We start from the raw sequence: 15,603 nt of genomic DNA, 5'->3' as shown, positions 1-15,603 counted from the left end.
TTCTGTGCCGGCAGGGGAACAGCGGAAACGAGACCTTCCCGAGAAACGGGGCATGCCCGTTCAATCGAACTCCCTGCGGCGGAATTATCCGCATCAGGTTTGAAGGGTTCTGCGGGAACAGCATGCCGTTCCCGCAATCTCAGCCTTTGTTTGGGCACCCCTGCCGAACTTGGGAAAAAGATAGCACGGGCTCCCGTCCCATCCAAGCGTTTTCCGGTCCGGGTGCCAAACCCACGGCGCAGGAGCGTCGCATGCCAATGCGGCAACTTGCTATCATGCGTCCGCAGGGTGCGCGATACTCCCCTCTCCCCCCGTTATGGAGCTGTTCCCTCCGCGCCGTGGGGAGCCATGCTCTTCTTCCTCCCCCATTTCAGCAGAAAGACGGAATTGACGATCACGACGATGGAGCCTGCATTATGGACCAATGCGCCCGCCACGGGATTCAATATTCCGCCCACCGCCAGCATGATGGCGATGAAGTTCAGGGCCATGGAAAACGTCAGATTGCACTTGATCGTGCGCATCATGCGTCTTGCCAGGCGCAGCAGATGGGGGAGTTCCCGTATATCGTCGCTTACCAGGACAATGTCCGCGGCGTCCACGGCAATGTCACTGCCTATGCCTCCCATCGCAATTCCGGCATGGGAGGTTTTCAGGGCCGGGGCGTCATTGATTCCGTCCCCGATCATGCACACCCGGTTCCGTTCCTTCTGGAATGCGTCAATCCAGTTGAACTTGTCCTCCGGCAGGCAGTCCGCGTAAACCCGCTCAATGCCTAGCTGCCCGGCTACATGGGCCGCGGCATTCCCATGGTCTCCGGTCAGCAGCACGGGAACCACCCCGGTTTCCGCCACTTCCCGGATGGTGGAGACGGCGTCCTCCCGCAGGGTGTCCGACAGGGCGATGAAGCCTGCGGCCTTACGGTCCATGCCGAGGAAAATCACGGTGCATCCCTCCCTTTGGTACTGTTCCGCCGCCCTTCTGACTTCGCCGGGCACCTCCAGCCCGTTTTCCCGGAACAATTCCAGGTTCCCGGCCATCAGTTCCCTCCCGTCCAGGACGGCCTGGACGCCTCTCCCCGGAATCATGCGGAACTGTTCCGGCTGGGGAAGCTCCCGCGTTTCTCCCTTCCGGTAACAGCGGACGACCGCCTTGCCCAGAGGGTGCTCCGACCGCAGTTCCGCGCAGGCGGCATACCTGTAAAGCACCTGTTCGGGGAGGTCCGGCAGAAAACTGCGTACCGCCGCCACGCGGGGCTTCCCGTGGGTAAGCGTTCCCGTCTTGTCAAAGGTGAGGTGGGATACGGAGGCCAGGCGTTCCAGGGCATCCCCCTCCCGCACCAGGAATCCATGCCTGGTGGCGTTTCCGATGGCCGCCATGATTGCCGTGGGGGTAGCCAGCACAAGCGCGCAGGGGCAGAATACCACCAGGATGGTGACGGAGCGGATCAGTTCGCCCGTGACCAGCCAGGCCAGCCCTGCGGAAGCCAGGGCAATGACGACGATCCATGTGGCCCAGCGGTCCGCCAGGCTCACGATTCCGGCCTTTCCCGCATCCGCGGATTGGACGAGACGGACCATGCGCTGAATGGAACTGTCCTCCCCGGCCCTGGACGCCTTCATGTCAAAGGCTCCGAACTGGTTGACCGTTCCGCTGGAAACCTCGTCCCCGGCTTCCTTGTCCACCGGAAGGGGTTCACCCGTCATTACGGCCTGGTTGATGGAAGTATGGCCGGAAAGAATCACTCCGTCCGCCGGAACCGTCTCTCCGGGCAGCACGCGGAGGACGTCCCCCGCACATACCTGTTCCGCCGGAATGACCTCCTCCCGGAAGCCGTCCACTTTCCGGGCGGTAGCCGGGGTCAGATGAACCAGCTTTTCAATTCCCGCCCGGGCTTTGGCCACGGTCAGGTTCTCAAGCAGCGCGCCGAGCTGCATGATGAACGCAATTTCCGCCGCGGCAAAGTCCTCCCCGATGATGACGGAAGCGACCAGCGCGATGGAAACGAGCACATCCGCCTTGATGTCCCAGGCCGCCGCCAGTCCAAGCACGGCTTCCAGCACGATGGGAACGCCGCACAGCACAATGGCTATCCACGCGACGCCAAAGGGAAGCGGTTCAATATCAAGCATGCTCAACAGCAGCGCGAATCCGGAAACGGACAGCAGCGCGACGTCGCGCCTTGTCCCTCCCCATTCCAGCAGTTTTTCCAATCGGTCCAGCATATGATTCTCCTTTCCATACCCATGCAGGTACGGGTTTTATATACCTATAGGGGTATAGGTTTGTCAAGATGAGACGGAAAAATCCCCGGAAATGGCGGTTGAAAAAAGGCTCTTGGCCCCTCCTGCTAAATCATGTTGGCAAACCGTTCGACCGCCTTGGTAAAGCGTGCGATGGTCTGCTCCGGGTCTCCGTGCTCCAGTCCGTCCCGGACGCAATGGCTGATATGCCCCTCCAGCACGACCTGGCCCACCTTGTGCAATGCGGACTTGGCGGCATTGAGCTGGGCAAGCACATCTTCACAGGGAACGTCCTCGTCAACCATCCTGTCGATCGCCTGCACCTGTCCGATGATTTTCTTGAGGCGGCGATGCAAATTTTCAGAATTCATGCATTGTTTCATTGCGGCGTTTCCTTATACTGTTAGGGGTATCTGTATCATCAAGTTATCAGGCAGACAGGAAATGCTGTCAAGAACAGAGTCCTCCCGCAGGCGCGTTCCATCCGGAAGGGCCTACTGTGTCCGGCCCCCCTTCTTTCCTCCTTATTCCAGGCGCAACAATCCTTTCCCGCCCCCGCATGAAGACTGAAAGAACGAAGTTCCGGCCTTCCCCCGTCAAACGGGTCCGGTTTCCATGGCGGGAGCCGTATACAGGCGTTCCCGGGCATGATGACCGCCCGTCGCCATTGTCAGCAGTTCCCACCCGCATTTTTCATAAAACCCCGCCAGGTCCGTCACCAGATAGAGACGGGGATATCCGAGCGCAGCCACACCCCTGCCGCGATGCCTTTTTTCCACAAATAGCGCGCATAAGTTGGGGGTTAAATCCTTCCGGTCATGGAAATCGTTTTCAATCACTCCGGCTCCCGCAATGATTGCCCCCTGTCCGTTCATGACCACGTACCATTGCGGAATGCCCGTTTTCCGTTCCATGCATTCCTTCATTCTTTCCCCATAGGCCTCCACGGGAACGTCCCACTTGGAGCCGAACCAGGCGGAAGCTGTGGAAAGGAATTCAGGATGATTCCTTAAACAGACCAATTTACCGGCGTTTCTCCCTTTCATTTTCCCTTACACTAGCAGGCCCCTCCGGTCATTGTCAAACCGGAGCGGCATGGAGGGTGGCCTCCGTATTTCCATCACGCTCCGTCTTCCCACCGGGAAAAGAACGGAATGTTCCACCCCCTCAGCCGTCCCCGGCCATCGGCAGGAGCAAAACGTTTTGTCCGGAGCCTTGCGCGGAAAGAGAAGAAAGACCCGTTTTCATCTCGTCAGCCGCGGAAAAATGGGATAGACCTTTTTTTCGGGGCATGCGCCCTTCCGGATGCAACCTTTCACCGGACACGGGGTTTATAGAAGGGAATTTCATGGACGAAGCACAAGACATGCCGCCTGCGGAACCAGACGAGGACGCCCAGCTGATGCTGAGAGTCAGGAATGGCGACGCTTCCGCCATGGAAATGCTGGTCCGCAAGCACCAGAACTCCGTGTACGCCACCGTAGCCCGCATGCTGAACAACGGGCCGGAGGTGGAGGACATCGCCCAGCAGGTTTTCATCCGCATCTGGAAGGGAGCCGGGAATTACGAACCCTCCGCACGCTTCACCACCTGGATGTTCACCATTCTGCGCAATCTGGTGTTCAATGAAGTGCGCCGCCAGAAGCGCAAGCCCACCACCTCCGCGGACGCCATGGAGGAGGAAGGCGGCATGACCGTGTTCCTGGAACCTTCCCAGGCCCCGGATGAAGCCATGGAGCACACGGAACTCCAGCGGGCCGTGGATGAAGCGATTGCCGCCCTGCCGGAAAAGGCGCGCCTGGCCGTCCAGCTGCGCCGCTTTGAAAACATGCCTTACGAGGAAATAGCCCGGACGCTTGACATGACGGTTCCCGCCACCAAAAGCCTGCTGTTCCGCGCCAGGAACATGCTGAAGGACGCGCTGGCTTCTTTTCTGGAGTGACGGCCAGGGAACAGGAAAAAGGGCTGATCCGGAGAAAGCTTTTTTACAAGGACCCGGAGGCCCTTGCTCCAGCAGCGCGGCCACCAGGGACTCACATTCCCGCGGCCTGGAAGAAACACCGCCGCCGGGAAACGGAGGCTTGATTCGTGCCTCTTTCAGATTCACTCCTCCTGCGCGTTTCAAGCTTCTCTTTCCGTCCTCCGTACCTGAACTCCCTCCCCTGCGCTTTGGAGGAATTCCTACCCAAAGACCGCCGCCAAAAAACGGGCCGCTCCCGGAAGGAAACGGCCCGTAAACGATTACCTGAAAGCGGCGTCAGCGCGCACTGCCCGCGTTGAGAACCTCCTTGTACGGGATTTTCAGGAAGTTCAGCGCACCCTGGGATTCATACAGCACGCCCACGTGGTTTTTATCCACGGGCGCCAGGCAGGAATACCCCCAGCAATTGCGGGCATCGTAAAGGAGCCACTTGTCTTCCGGCCAGGAGCCGGCGTCATCCGTGGAGGCCTTCAGCGTCATATGGGAGCGTCCGGAAGTGGTGTTGGGGTTGGAGAACAGGACCACCCTGCCCGCGCCCGGCACTCCGTCCACCGCCAGCAGGCTGCCCTGGCAGACGGGTTCCCTCAACTGGGGAGTGCGGTTGGTGGGGTGTTTTTCCCAGGTTTTGCCCAGGTCCTTCGTAACGCCCACCACGCGGGAGCCGCCCCAGTTGCAGCGGGCATTGATCATGATGGAGCCGTCTTTCAACTCAATCACCTGGGCTTCCGTCGTCTGCTCATTGACGCCCGTGCCGCAGTGCCAGGTCTTGCCCTGGTCCTTGGAATAAACGATGGTGGACCACGGCACGCCCTTGCCGTCCCAGTACTGGGCAGCAAAGACCAGCGTGCCGTCCTTCATGCAGATGCCGTTGCCGGGGCCGTTGAACAGAATGCGCCAGTCCTTGTCCTTGGTCTGTTCCGTAATGTTGATGGGCTTGGACCAGGTAAGGCCGTCGTCATCGCTGTACGCCAGCACCAGCTGCCCGCAGGCTTCCGGGGAATTGTCCCCGGATTTGCTGCCCCAGATGGAATGCTTGTGGCTCCAGATGGCGGCCACCCAGATGCGGCCCGTCTTTTCATCCACCAGAATGGCGGGATCCCCCACGCCCTTGGTAGCCCCCAGGGAGGGGTCAATCTTGGAATCGTCCATGGCGATCTTGACGTCGGACCAGGTGCGGCCCCCGTCCGTGGAGCGGCTCACGCCCACGTCAATGTTGGCCGGAAGGTCGCCGGAATGGTTGTAACGGATGTCGTAAACGGCCAAGAGAGTCCCTTTCCTGGACCTGTCCAGGCCGGGAATGCGGTAGAACTTGGAGTTGAAATCCCCGTGCTTCACTACGGCCACGCCGATGCGCTGCGCCACCGGGGCGGCATTGGCCACCTTCATCAGCTTGTTCCCCGCCACAACGCTGGCCGGGCGCACCACCACCCTGCCGTCCAGGGAGGCGCCCTTCTTCATCGTCACGCATGCCCACAGGTAATTGTCGCCGGGGTCCAGCTCCAGCTTCCCCTTCACAGAAACCTGGGGCTTGGAGGAGCCGGAAAGCTTCACCGTACCCAGTACCTGGGAGGCATCCTTCGGAAACGGGTCTTCCCCGTGCTGAATGGGCGGAGCCTCTTCCCCCCGCACCACCGTCACGGATTCAATGTCGGAAAGCTTCGTCGTGCCCGTAAAATCCAGATTGACGGCCGTCAGGAACTGAGGATTAAGACAGCCGTCCGTTTGAACCTTCAGGGAAAGAACGGGACTGCACGGGATGCGCACCATCACCGGATAGGCGGAAGAAGCCATCTCCACCTGCGGATTCACCTTCATGGGGATGCAGGGCACGATGAACAGGTCGTCCAGCTTCAACCCCTTGTTCTCCGGCGACGTCAGCTTGAACACCAGGGAGCGCGTTCCGGCGGGAACGCCGGCCTCTATCCTGGTATTGAAGCCGCCCGTCCTGATGTCCTTGCCGTCATAAATCTTCTTTTCCCCCTTGGGCCCTACGGCCACAATGGAAAATTCAAAGGGGGCCTGTCCGGTCCAGCGCTCCGCCCAGGCGGACAGCCGTACTTCCCTGGAAGGAGTATCCTTCAAGTCCAGCTTCAGTTCGGTATCCTGCCCGCCGAACATCCGCAGGGAAGATTTCCCGGATTTTCCCCCTCCCCCGATTTCCGCCACGCCGTCCCGACAGGACATGGGGCCGTACTTGGTTGAAAGCGTGGTAAACTTGCCGTGTTTGGCCTGCTCAAAGCTTTCCGTACCCAAGGCAGCGGGAACAGACATGCCCAGGGCACACAGCAGGGCAAGCCCCGTTAATGTATTCAAAGGTAAACGCATCGTATTTATGGTGTGTTTCGCAGGACAATACGCAACGAACCGGAACAATCTTGCCCGGAGCTGCGTCATTGCCAGCCTGTTTCCTAACACACGATTTTCCGCCGCGTCCAGCCTTGCCTGGGAAGCCTGTAGAAAGACCAGTCCTCAACCCTCCGTTTTTCCACTGGAAGAAGCCGCCGGCTCCATGGAAATCACGGGACGTTCCGGAAAGGAGCTGGAATCCCGGTGCATGTAGTAATGGGACCAGTGAAGGAGCACCTTGTCCCCCGGCTTCAGGGCGGCTACCTTTTTCAGGATGTCCGCCCCCTGCAGGATGGGCTTGTGCGCCGGATTAACGTCAATCATCAGCTGCTCCTGCTTTTCATCCCCGTACTTTCCGGGTTTCCGGTAATCCAGATACTTGATGATCCGGAAGGAGGCGAAATCCTTGGCGTGGTCGCACTTGTCCGGACAGAGGGAGGTAAGGAACCTGCATTTCCGGTGGATGACGCCCGTAAACTCCGCCTCCGCCACATGGTCTGACAGCAGTTCTCCGGACGGCAGCGTCACGTCGCCTTTTTCATCCGTTTTTTCCGGATTGGCGACGGGTGAATCTTCCGCCTGGACGCCCCAAAAACCGGCCAGTCCAAGACAAACGGCAAGAATGCACTTCTTCATCGGCCCATCCTTAGCCACCTCGGAAACAGGAGTCAAGAAGAAGCCGGGTCTCCCGTGAACGCTGACAGGATATCCCAATGCCGGAACGTCATTTTATTTTCAATGTCAATATGTTGGATAATTTCTGGACTCTTTTCCGTTTCCAGATTGACGCACCGCCGTCCTTGTGAGAGATTGACAAAAGCAATATGGACAAAAACCGTACCTCTACCGTGCCGATCGTTCCCAAACAGTACCGGCTGCCGTTCTTCATGCTGGTCTCCTGTTTTGCGCTGTGGGGGCTGCTGAACAACATGACGGACAACCTGGTTCCGGCATTCAGCAAGATATTCATGATCAACGCTTCGGAATCAGCAGGGGTGCAAATCTCCTTTTACGGGGCGTATGCGGTGCTTGCCATTTTCGCGTCCATCCTGCTGGAGGAATTCTCCTACAAGGCCGGCGTTCTCATCGGGCTGGGGTTCTACATGATTGGCGCGCTGTGCTACATACCCGCCGCCATCGGGCAAAGTTTTGACATTTACCTGGTAGCCATCTTCGTGCTGGCGGGCGGCCTCTCCATCCTGGAAACCACCTGCAACCCGTTCGTCCTCTCCATGGGGTCCCAGGAGACGAGCGTACGCCGCCTGAACTTCGCCCAGGCCTTCAACCCAATCGGCTCCCTGACGGGCATCTTCCTGGCCAAATACTTCATCCTGGCGCACTTGAATGATGCGGACATGGACACCCGCAAGGCCATGGACCCGGAACAACTGAACGCCATCGTCAGCGACGAGCTCTTCTGGGTGTGCGTTCCCTATGTGGGCCTGGTCGCCATCGCCGCCGTCATCTGGTTCTTCTTCTGCCGCTACAAGTCCGACGATGAAAGCGTGCCCACCCGGGAAAACACGCAACCCCTTTCCTCCAAGCTCGGCCGCCTGGGCCTGTGCGTCGCCTTCATCCTCATTCCCTTCCTGTTCCAGTACTACTCCACCTTTGAATTCAGCATGGTGCAGCAGATCCTGATCATGATGATCGGGCCCATCGCCTTCCTGCTCATCATGCCGGACTACCGCTGCCAGCTCATGAAGCTGGTGAAGCTGCCGCGCTACTTCTGCGGCGTGGTGGCCCAGTTCTTCTACGTGGGCGTGCAGATCGCCGTCTGGACGTGGACGATCAAGTACATCATGTCCGTCTTCCCCGGCATGCAGGAAGCGGCGGCCTCCAACTACTACATCTTCTCCATCGTCCTGTTCATCGCCTGCCGCGCCATCACCACGGCGCTGATGAAAAAATTCAACCCGGCCAACATGATGTCCCTCTTTGCCATCGCGGGCATCCTCTGCTGCCTGGGCACCATGTACCTGCCCAAGGAAATCTCCGTCTGGACGCTGGTGGGCATCTCCGGCTGCATGTCCCTGATGTTCCCCACCATTTACGGCATCGCCCTGCGCGGACTGGGTTCCGAAGTGAAGCTGGGCGCCGCGGGCCTCATCATGGCCATTCTGGGGGGAGCGGTCATCACCCCGTACATGGGCTCCTTCATTGACAACACCACGGTAAAAAACCAGGTGGCCTACTTTGAATCCATTGACCGTCCCCTGATCGCGCAGGCGGAAGCAGCGGACTCCCGCAAATCCGTCTCCGGCGCCATGCTGGCCCTCTACAAGATGTCGGAAGCCAATCCCGCCGGGGGGGAAGAACAGGCCAAAGCCGCCGCCAAATTCCAGAAAAACCTGGATACCTTCCTTTCCCTCCATACCCTGGACGGGGAAGCCTTTGACCGGGCGGCCAAATCCCTGCCCGGCTGCTCCGGCCTCAAGCCGGAAGAACTGGCGGTCTTCAAGGCCAACCTGGACCGCCTGCCCGCCCCCGCGGACCGGGAGCAGCAGATCCAGCAATTCTCCCTGATTCCGGCGCTCACCACGCTCTCCGGGAACCAGGCCGAGGTACTTGGCAACCTGATTTCCGACCCCCTGGACATGAAGCAATTCCAGACGGCCCAGGAAAACTTTGTGGAAAAAGCGGTGCGGTCATCCTTCTTTATTCCCATCATCTGCTTTGCCGTGGTACTAATCTACGGCTTCTTCTTCCGCAACACCCATTTGAAAAAGGAAGAGGATGCGCCTGCCCAGGCCTGAACCAGCTTCACATCACCTACGCAAGATATGAAAACAGCATTACCAACCATCGGTATCCGCCCCACGATTGACGGCCGCCGCCTCGGCGTCCGGGAATCCCTGGAAGATCAAACCATGAACATGGCCAAGGCGGCCGCGGCTCTCATTGAGGCCAACATCCGCCACGCCTCCGGCGAACCCGTCAAGTGCGTGATCGCAGACACCTGCATTGGCGGTCCGGCGGAAGCCGCCGCCTGCGCGGACAAATTCAAGGCCAACAACGTCGGCGTCTCCCTGGCCGTCACGCCCTGCTGGTGCTACGGCAGCGAGACCTTTGACATGGACCCGTTCACGCCCAAGGCCATCTGGGGCTTCAACGGCACGGAACGCCCCGGCGCCGTGTACCTGGCCGCCGCCCTGGCCGGACTGAACCAGAAGGGCTTCCCCGCCTTCTCCATTTACGGAAAAGACGTCCAGGACGCCGGGGATACCTCCATTCCGGAAGACGTAGCTGAAAAAATCCTGCGCTTCTGCCGCGCCGGCCTGGCCGTAGCCACCCTCCGCGGCAAGGGCTACCTCTCCATCGGCGGCTGCTCCATGGGCATCGCCGGCTCCATCGTGGACCAGTCCTTCTGGGAAAACTACCTGGGCATCCGCGTACAGGCCGTGGACATGACGGAAGTGCGCCGCCGCATGGACCAGAAGATTTACGACGAAGCGGAATTCGACCTCGCCATGCAATGGGCGGACGCCGTCTTCAAATTCGCCGAAGACAAGAACCGCCCGGACCTGAAGCTGGACGAAGCCGGACGCCGCAGGACCTTCAAGGAAAGCGTGCTGATGGCCATGATCTTCCGGGACATGATGCAGGGCAACCCCAAGCTCAAGAAAATCGACCGCGAAGAGGAATCCATGGGCTACCAGGCCATTGCCGGCGGCTTCCAGGGCCAGCGCCACTGGACGGACTTCTACCCGAACGGAGACATTGCGGAAACCCTGCTCAACTCCACCTTTGACTGGAACGGCCCGCGCGCGCCGATGCCCTTCGCCACGGAAAACGACTCCCTGAACGGAGCCTGCCTCCTCTTCGGCTACCTGCTCACCGGACAGGCCAACGTCTTTGCGGACGTGCGCACCTACTGGAGCCCGGAAGCCGTGAAGCGCGTCACGGGCTACAAGCTGGAAGGCCATGCCAAGGACGGCATCATCCACCTCATCAACTCCGGCTCCGCGGCCCTGGACGGCTGCATGGCCTGCACGGACAAGGACGGCAAGCCCGTCATGAAAAAGCACTGGGACGTTACCCCGGACGACGCGAAAACCATGATGGAACAAGCCGTCTGGTGCCCGGCCAACCGGGAATACTTCCGCGGCGGCGGCTACTCCGTCCACTACGTCACCAAGGGCGGCGCGCCCGTCACCATGATGCGCCTGAACATCGTCAAGGGCCTCGGCCCCGTCCTCATCGTGGCGGAAGGCTGGTCCGTGGACCTGCCCGCCAAGGTGCACAAGACCCTGGACGAACGCACCGATCCGGGCTGGCCGACCACCTGGTTCGCCCCGCGCCTGACCGGCAAGGGAGCCTTCACGGACGTCTACAGCGTCATGGCCAACATGGGCGCCAACCACGGAGCCTTCACCTACGGCCACATCGGCGCAGACATCCTGACGCTCGCTTCCATGCTGCGCATCCCCGTATACGCCCACAACATCCCGGACGACCAAATCTACCGTCCCTCCGCCTGGGGCCTCCATGGCACCGCGGACCCGGAAGGCGCCGACTTCCGCGCCTGCGCCAACTACGGGCCATTATACGGAAAATACTGAAAACGAAAGGTAACAGTTAATAGGTAATAGTTAACAGCTTCGGATAAAACATGGCAGAAAGTCTCGTTTCCGCTAAAAGCTTTTCTTTCGCGGTCCGCATTATTCACTTATGCAGGCACTTGAAAAAGCAGGACGTCGAGCGGGAATTGCTCAGCCAGCTCATACGTTCCGGTACGAGCATTGCCGCCAATTTATCCGAAGCTGTCTACGGGAGCAGCAGAAAGGACTTCTTTTCCAAAGTCCGCATTGCCCTGAAGGAATGTTCCGAGACGCATAACTGCTGCATGCCACCGGAAGCCTGACGGAAACGGAATACTCCTCTATCAACCAGGACTGCACGGAAATCCTTAAAATGCTCATTTCTATTAACAAAACAGCTCAACAAGCACAACCGGACACCTATTAACTTTTCACTATTAACTCTTAACTCATGTACTCCCTCTGCTTGGACTGCGGCGCGACGAACGTGCGCGCGATGGTTGTGGATGAACAAGGCGTCATCGCGGGGAAGGCCTCGCAGCCGAACGCCACGCTGCCCGGTAAGGAAAACCCGGAATTCCACGTCTGGGACGCGGACCGGATTTTCAAGCAGCTCTCCGAATGCGCCGTGAAGGCCCTTGAGGGCCTGGATGTGGAACAGGTGCGGGCGGTAACCGTCACCACCTTCGGCGTGGACGGCGCGCTGGTGGACGCCTCCGGCAGCCAGCTTTACCCCGTCATATCCTGGAAGTGTCCCCGCACGGCGGAGGTCATGAAAAACATCGGCAAGTACATCTCCCAGGAAGAGCTTGACCGCATCTCCGGCGTGGGCGCCTTTGCCTTCAACACCATTTACAAGCTCGTCTGGATTAAGGAAAACCGCCCGGAGCTGCTGGAAAAGGCCCATGCGTGGCTCTTCATCTCCAACCTCCTGGCGTACAAGCTCACCGGCGTCATGGCGACGGACCGGACCATGGCCGGGACCTCCCAGCTCACGGACCTGGAAACGGGAGACTTTTCCGAGCTTATCCTGAACCGCCTAGGCCTGCGCCGCGGCCTCTTCCCCCCCACGGTGGACGCGGGGGAGACCATCGGCGTTCTTACTCCGGAAGCGGCGGCGACCATGGGCATTCCCGCCCTGGCGGGCATCCCCGTCATTTCCGCGGGGCACGACACCCAGTTCGCCATCTTCGGTTCCGGAGCGGACAGGGACCAGCCGGTCCTTTCCTCCGGCACCTGGGAAATCCTGATGGCGCGCTCCGCGCAGGCCCGGCTGACACCGGAGGACTACGCGGACGGAGCCACGGCGGAATTCGACGCGGAACCGGGCCTTCTGAACCCCGGCCTGCAATGGCTCGGTTCCGGCATCATTGAATGGGTGAAAGCCACCTGCTTCCGCGGTGAATCCTACGATACCATGGATGCGGAAGCGGCCGCCATCCCCCCCGGCTGCGACGGCGTAACGATGGCTCCGGACTTCCTGGCTTCCGGGGACCGGAAAGGCTCCATCGGCGGCCTGGTGCTGGGCCGGACGCGCGGCCACATTTACCGCGCCGCCATGGAGGCGCTTGCCTGGCGGCTGAAATCCCGCCTGCGCCGCCTGGAATCCGTGGGCGGGTTCAAAAGCGAATTCCTCATCCTGGTGGGCGGCGGCGCCAGAAACAGCGTCTGGACCCAGATGCGCGCGGACATCCTCCGCATTCCCGTGAAGGTCTCTGAAGTATCTGAAAGTACCGTGCTGGGCGCATCCATGTTTGCCTTTGCGGGCGCCGGAGTGTACTCTACGCCGGAAGAAGCCAGGGATGCCTTCGGCATCACTTACCGGACGTACCTGCCGGGTCCCCAGGAAACCGCCTACGAAAAGCTCAACCACTAACACGTAACTATATATGTCAGAAGACTGGTCAATCTCCCCTCCCCTCCCGGACAAGGTGTTCCCGTGGGAAAAATACAACCCCGTCACGCGGGAGGAAGTGAACGAATTCTTCCATTCCCCTGAAATCCTGGTTATCAAGGAACGCATGTGCGACATAGGCCGCCGCCTGTGGAACCGCGAATATGTGGACGGCAACGGGGGCAACATTTCCGTGCGCGTGGCGCAGAACCTGCTGCTCTGCTCCCCCACCCTGTGCTCCAAGGGCTTCATGACCGTGGAAGACATCTGCCTGGTGGACATGGACGCGCGCCAGAAGGCGGGCATACGCCCCTCCACCAGTGAGGTGAAAACGCACATCGCCATGATGAAATCCGTGGGCGTCAACTCCTGCATCCACGCCCATCCCCCGCACTGCAACGCCTTCCTGTTCGCCGGGCAGGTTCCCCCCTCCGGCATCAATCCGGAAGCGGATATCTTCCTGGGCCACATCCCGCTGGCCCCCTACGGCACGCCCGGCTCTCTGGAGACGGCACAAGCTGTAGCGGAAGCGGCCAAACAATCCACCGTGGTCTTCATGGAAAACCACGGCGTGATCGCCGGAGCCCGCGACGTGGAAGAAGCGGAATGGTTCATGGAAAACGCGGACGCCTACTGCCGCATGGTGCTGATGGCCGGGCTGCACAAGGCCCCCCTGAACCAGGTGGGACCGGAAGGCGTGGCGGACTTCCTCGCCATCCGCAAATCCATCGGCTACGCCGTGCCGGACAACCAGCCCCTGTACAACACGGAAACCTACGCCGGGTACAAGCTGGGCAAATCCGGCAGATAACCCCCCTCTCCAAGGGGGCGGCGGCTGATGCAGGCCAGCCGCCCCCTTTTTTCTCAACGCCCCCCTCCCTTGTGAAAAAATGATCAGCCTCCTTCCCCTATCCCTCGCCGCCCTTGTTTGCAGCCCGGCAGCCATCCCGCAATCTTCCGGGACCATTCCCGTCAGTGTGGAATATACCGGGGCCGGAAAAAGCACCCCTGATAAAAAAATGTCCTTGAGCATTACATGGACGTGCGGAACCGGCAAAGAACATCAAACCGCCTGGGAAACCACCTATGTCCACCCGGACGTGAGGGCCTGGCGCCTGCCTGGCCTCCGCATTCACAAGATCTTCCTGGAATCGGGGGAAAGCCGGATTGAGGAACTGTCCCTCATCTGGAAGAATCCTTCATCCAGCGGCGTTAGAACAGTCTATTCTTCCGTGGGAGGCGGAAACAGGGAACTATCCTTTGACTGGGTGGAAAAACCTTTTTCCAGGTAGTACGCACCCGGACTGTCCGTCTTTGTCCGTTTTTCTTCTATTGAACGCTCATGTTCATCGCCCATCTGCCTGCAGGCTATCTCCTGGCAAAAACCATCCGTTTACGCACACCGGGAAGGAAGGCCGTCATGACCGCCGCCCTGCTGGGGGCGATTGCCCCGGACCTGGACCTGTTTTATTTTTATACCCTGGACGGCCGCCAGCACCACCATCATTCCTACTGGACGCACTATCCTTCCGTCTGGTTCGCGCTGATGCTCCTCGCATGGGGAGCCAGCCGGATCAAACCATGGAGCACGGGCGGAACATGGCTGCTGATCTTTTCCATGAGCGGCTTCCTGCACCTCCTTCTGGACTGCATCGTGGGAGACATCCCTCTCCTGGCTCCGTGGTCCATGCGCTTTCACGCGCTGGCCACTGTCCAGGCGCAGTACCCCCCCTGGTGGCTGAACTTCCTGCTGCACTGGTCTTTTTTTCTGGAATTGCTCATCATTGCCGTTTCCGTCTGTATCATGGTTTCTGGCAGAAGGAAGACGGAATCTCCCTCAGGAAATCCATTTTCTACAGGAATCCATGATGAATGACGCTGGGACGCCTCTTCCTTTTCCGGAGAATGGGACAACGCCAAGCTCAACCGCACGGTCAACTACGGGGAAGGCAGCTACAGGACGCAGGGCAACACCAACGGGTGGGGCTTTGGAGCGATGTATGAACTGACCTACGACGTGTACCTCAACGAAGACAGGAGCAGCATCCTGCAGCCCCTGGCCAACGCCTCGGTAGTGACGACGCGCATGGACGGCTACACGGAAACGGGAGCGGGGAACGCGGGTCTGAACGTAGGCAAGCAGGAATGGACGACGGGAACGGTTGCGCTGGGCGGCCGGTGGATGGGGCTCATCGGCAGCAACATCTTCGGGCGAGAAGCGCTGGCTGAGTTCCGGGTGAACGCGGCCCAGGACATGGGCGACCGCCGCGGAGAAACCAATGTGGCGCTGCTGGGCAACCCCGGCTTCATGCAGAGCGTGCGTGGGACCAAGGTTGGAACGACGGCTCTGCAAATCGGAGCGGGGCTGAGCGTACCGGTAGGAACGCAGGGAACGGTCTTCATCAACGGGAACGCGGACTTCCGTGACGGAGCCAACTCGGTGAACGGAAGCGTGGGCTACCGTTATGACTTCTAAGGAGAGTTGAGGTTTGAGAGTGGAGCGGAGACGTTCCACTCTCCAAGCCAGCAGGGCCGTTCCGGCATTGTCCGGAACGGCCCTGCTGCGTCACGGAACATTGCATGCTGTGTGTCAACCGG

At 59.9% G+C, this 15,603-nt stretch carries 12 protein-coding genes, 2 pseudogenes and 1 riboswitch; of the genes and pseudogenes, 9 read left to right on the top strand and 5 right to left on the bottom strand.

Annotation, left to right across the window (positions count from 1 at the left end):
* Positions 1–52: 52 nt before the first annotated feature.
* A riboswitch (TPP riboswitch) is annotated at positions 53–172 on the bottom strand.
* 142 nt (positions 173–314) lie between these two features.
* The 3 genes from QSJ36_RS08580 to QSJ36_RS08570 form a co-directional block, all read right to left on the bottom strand.
* Positions 315–2,225, bottom strand: coding sequence for a cation-translocating P-type ATPase (locus QSJ36_RS08580; protein WP_285468229.1), 1,911 nt, complete (start codon positions 2,223–2,225; stop codon positions 315–317).
* Between the two features lie 125 nt (positions 2,226–2,350).
* Positions 2,351–2,626 carry a metal-sensing transcriptional repressor gene (locus tag QSJ36_RS08575; RefSeq protein ID WP_022398378.1) on the bottom strand — a complete coding sequence of 92 codons (276 nt, stop codon included), beginning with the start codon at positions 2,624–2,626 and terminating at the stop codon, positions 2,351–2,353.
* A gap of 213 nt (positions 2,627–2,839) precedes the next feature.
* Complete coding sequence (locus QSJ36_RS08570) at positions 2,840–3,289, bottom strand: GNAT family N-acetyltransferase (protein ID WP_285468226.1); 450 nt, start codon at positions 3,287–3,289, stop codon at positions 2,840–2,842.
* Positions 3,290–3,591: 302 nt separating this feature from the next.
* On the opposite strand from QSJ36_RS08570, the gene QSJ36_RS08565 reads away from it, so the two are divergent.
* The gene (locus QSJ36_RS08565; RefSeq protein WP_022398380.1) at positions 3,592–4,185 is read left to right on the top strand and encodes a sigma-70 family RNA polymerase sigma factor; all 594 of its coding nucleotides are present in this window, start codon (positions 3,592–3,594) and stop codon (positions 4,183–4,185) included.
* 315 nt (positions 4,186–4,500) lie between these two features.
* Here QSJ36_RS08565 and QSJ36_RS08560 read toward each other — a convergent pair whose 3' ends face one another.
* Together QSJ36_RS08560 and QSJ36_RS08555 are read right to left on the bottom strand one after the other, a co-directional pair.
* Complete coding sequence (locus QSJ36_RS08560; protein WP_285468224.1) at positions 4,501–6,549, bottom strand: sialidase family protein; 2,049 nt, start codon at positions 6,547–6,549, stop codon at positions 4,501–4,503.
* Positions 6,550–6,693: 144 nt separating this feature from the next.
* Positions 6,694–7,206, bottom strand: coding sequence for a hypothetical protein (locus QSJ36_RS08555; RefSeq protein WP_285468221.1), 513 nt, complete (start codon positions 7,204–7,206; stop codon positions 6,694–6,696).
* A gap of 188 nt (positions 7,207–7,394) precedes the next feature.
* On the opposite strand from QSJ36_RS08555, the pseudogene QSJ36_RS08550 reads away from it, so the two are divergent.
* The 8 genes and pseudogenes from QSJ36_RS08550 to QSJ36_RS08520 all read left to right on the top strand — a co-directional run.
* A pseudogene (locus tag QSJ36_RS08550) lies at positions 7,395–8,735 on the top strand (sugar MFS transporter); the annotation flags it as partial.
* 618 nt (positions 8,736–9,353) lie between these two features.
* On the top strand, positions 9,354–11,132 hold the full coding sequence (locus QSJ36_RS08545; RefSeq protein WP_022398385.1) for an L-fucose isomerase: 1,779 nt from the start codon (positions 9,354–9,356) through the stop codon (positions 11,130–11,132).
* 50 nt (positions 11,133–11,182) lie between these two features.
* On the top strand, positions 11,183–11,434 hold the full coding sequence (locus tag QSJ36_RS12820; protein WP_219723044.1) for a four helix bundle protein: 252 nt from the start codon (positions 11,183–11,185) through the stop codon (positions 11,432–11,434).
* A 128-nt stretch (positions 11,435–11,562) separates the two neighbouring features.
* On the top strand, positions 11,563–12,987 hold the full coding sequence (gene fucK / locus QSJ36_RS08540; protein WP_285468217.1) for an L-fuculokinase: 1,425 nt from the start codon (positions 11,563–11,565) through the stop codon (positions 12,985–12,987).
* Positions 12,988–13,000: 13 nt separating this feature from the next.
* Positions 13,001–13,816 (top strand): class II aldolase/adducin family protein, encoded by an 816-nt coding sequence (locus QSJ36_RS08535; RefSeq protein WP_285468215.1) that lies wholly within the window; start codon positions 13,001–13,003, stop codon positions 13,814–13,816.
* Between the two features lie 79 nt (positions 13,817–13,895).
* Positions 13,896–14,297: a hypothetical protein gene (locus QSJ36_RS08530; RefSeq protein WP_022398389.1), complete on the top strand. Its 402-nt coding sequence runs from the start codon at positions 13,896–13,898 to the stop codon at positions 14,295–14,297.
* Between the two features lie 50 nt (positions 14,298–14,347).
* Positions 14,348–14,881 (top strand): metal-dependent hydrolase, encoded by a 534-nt coding sequence (locus tag QSJ36_RS08525; RefSeq protein ID WP_253231661.1) that lies wholly within the window; start codon positions 14,348–14,350, stop codon positions 14,879–14,881.
* A gap of 33 nt (positions 14,882–14,914) precedes the next feature.
* Positions 14,915–15,481, top strand: a pseudogene (locus QSJ36_RS08520) (autotransporter outer membrane beta-barrel domain-containing protein); the annotation flags it as partial.
* Between the last annotated feature and the right edge of the window lie 122 nt (positions 15,482–15,603).

Source organism: Akkermansia sp. NBRC 115031 (assembly GCF_030268505.1).
Taxonomy (GTDB): Bacteria; Verrucomicrobiota; Verrucomicrobiia; order Verrucomicrobiales; family Akkermansiaceae; genus Akkermansia; species Akkermansia massiliensis.
Note: the sequence above shows the minus strand (reverse complement) of the source record. Positions and strands in the feature narration are given on the sequence as shown.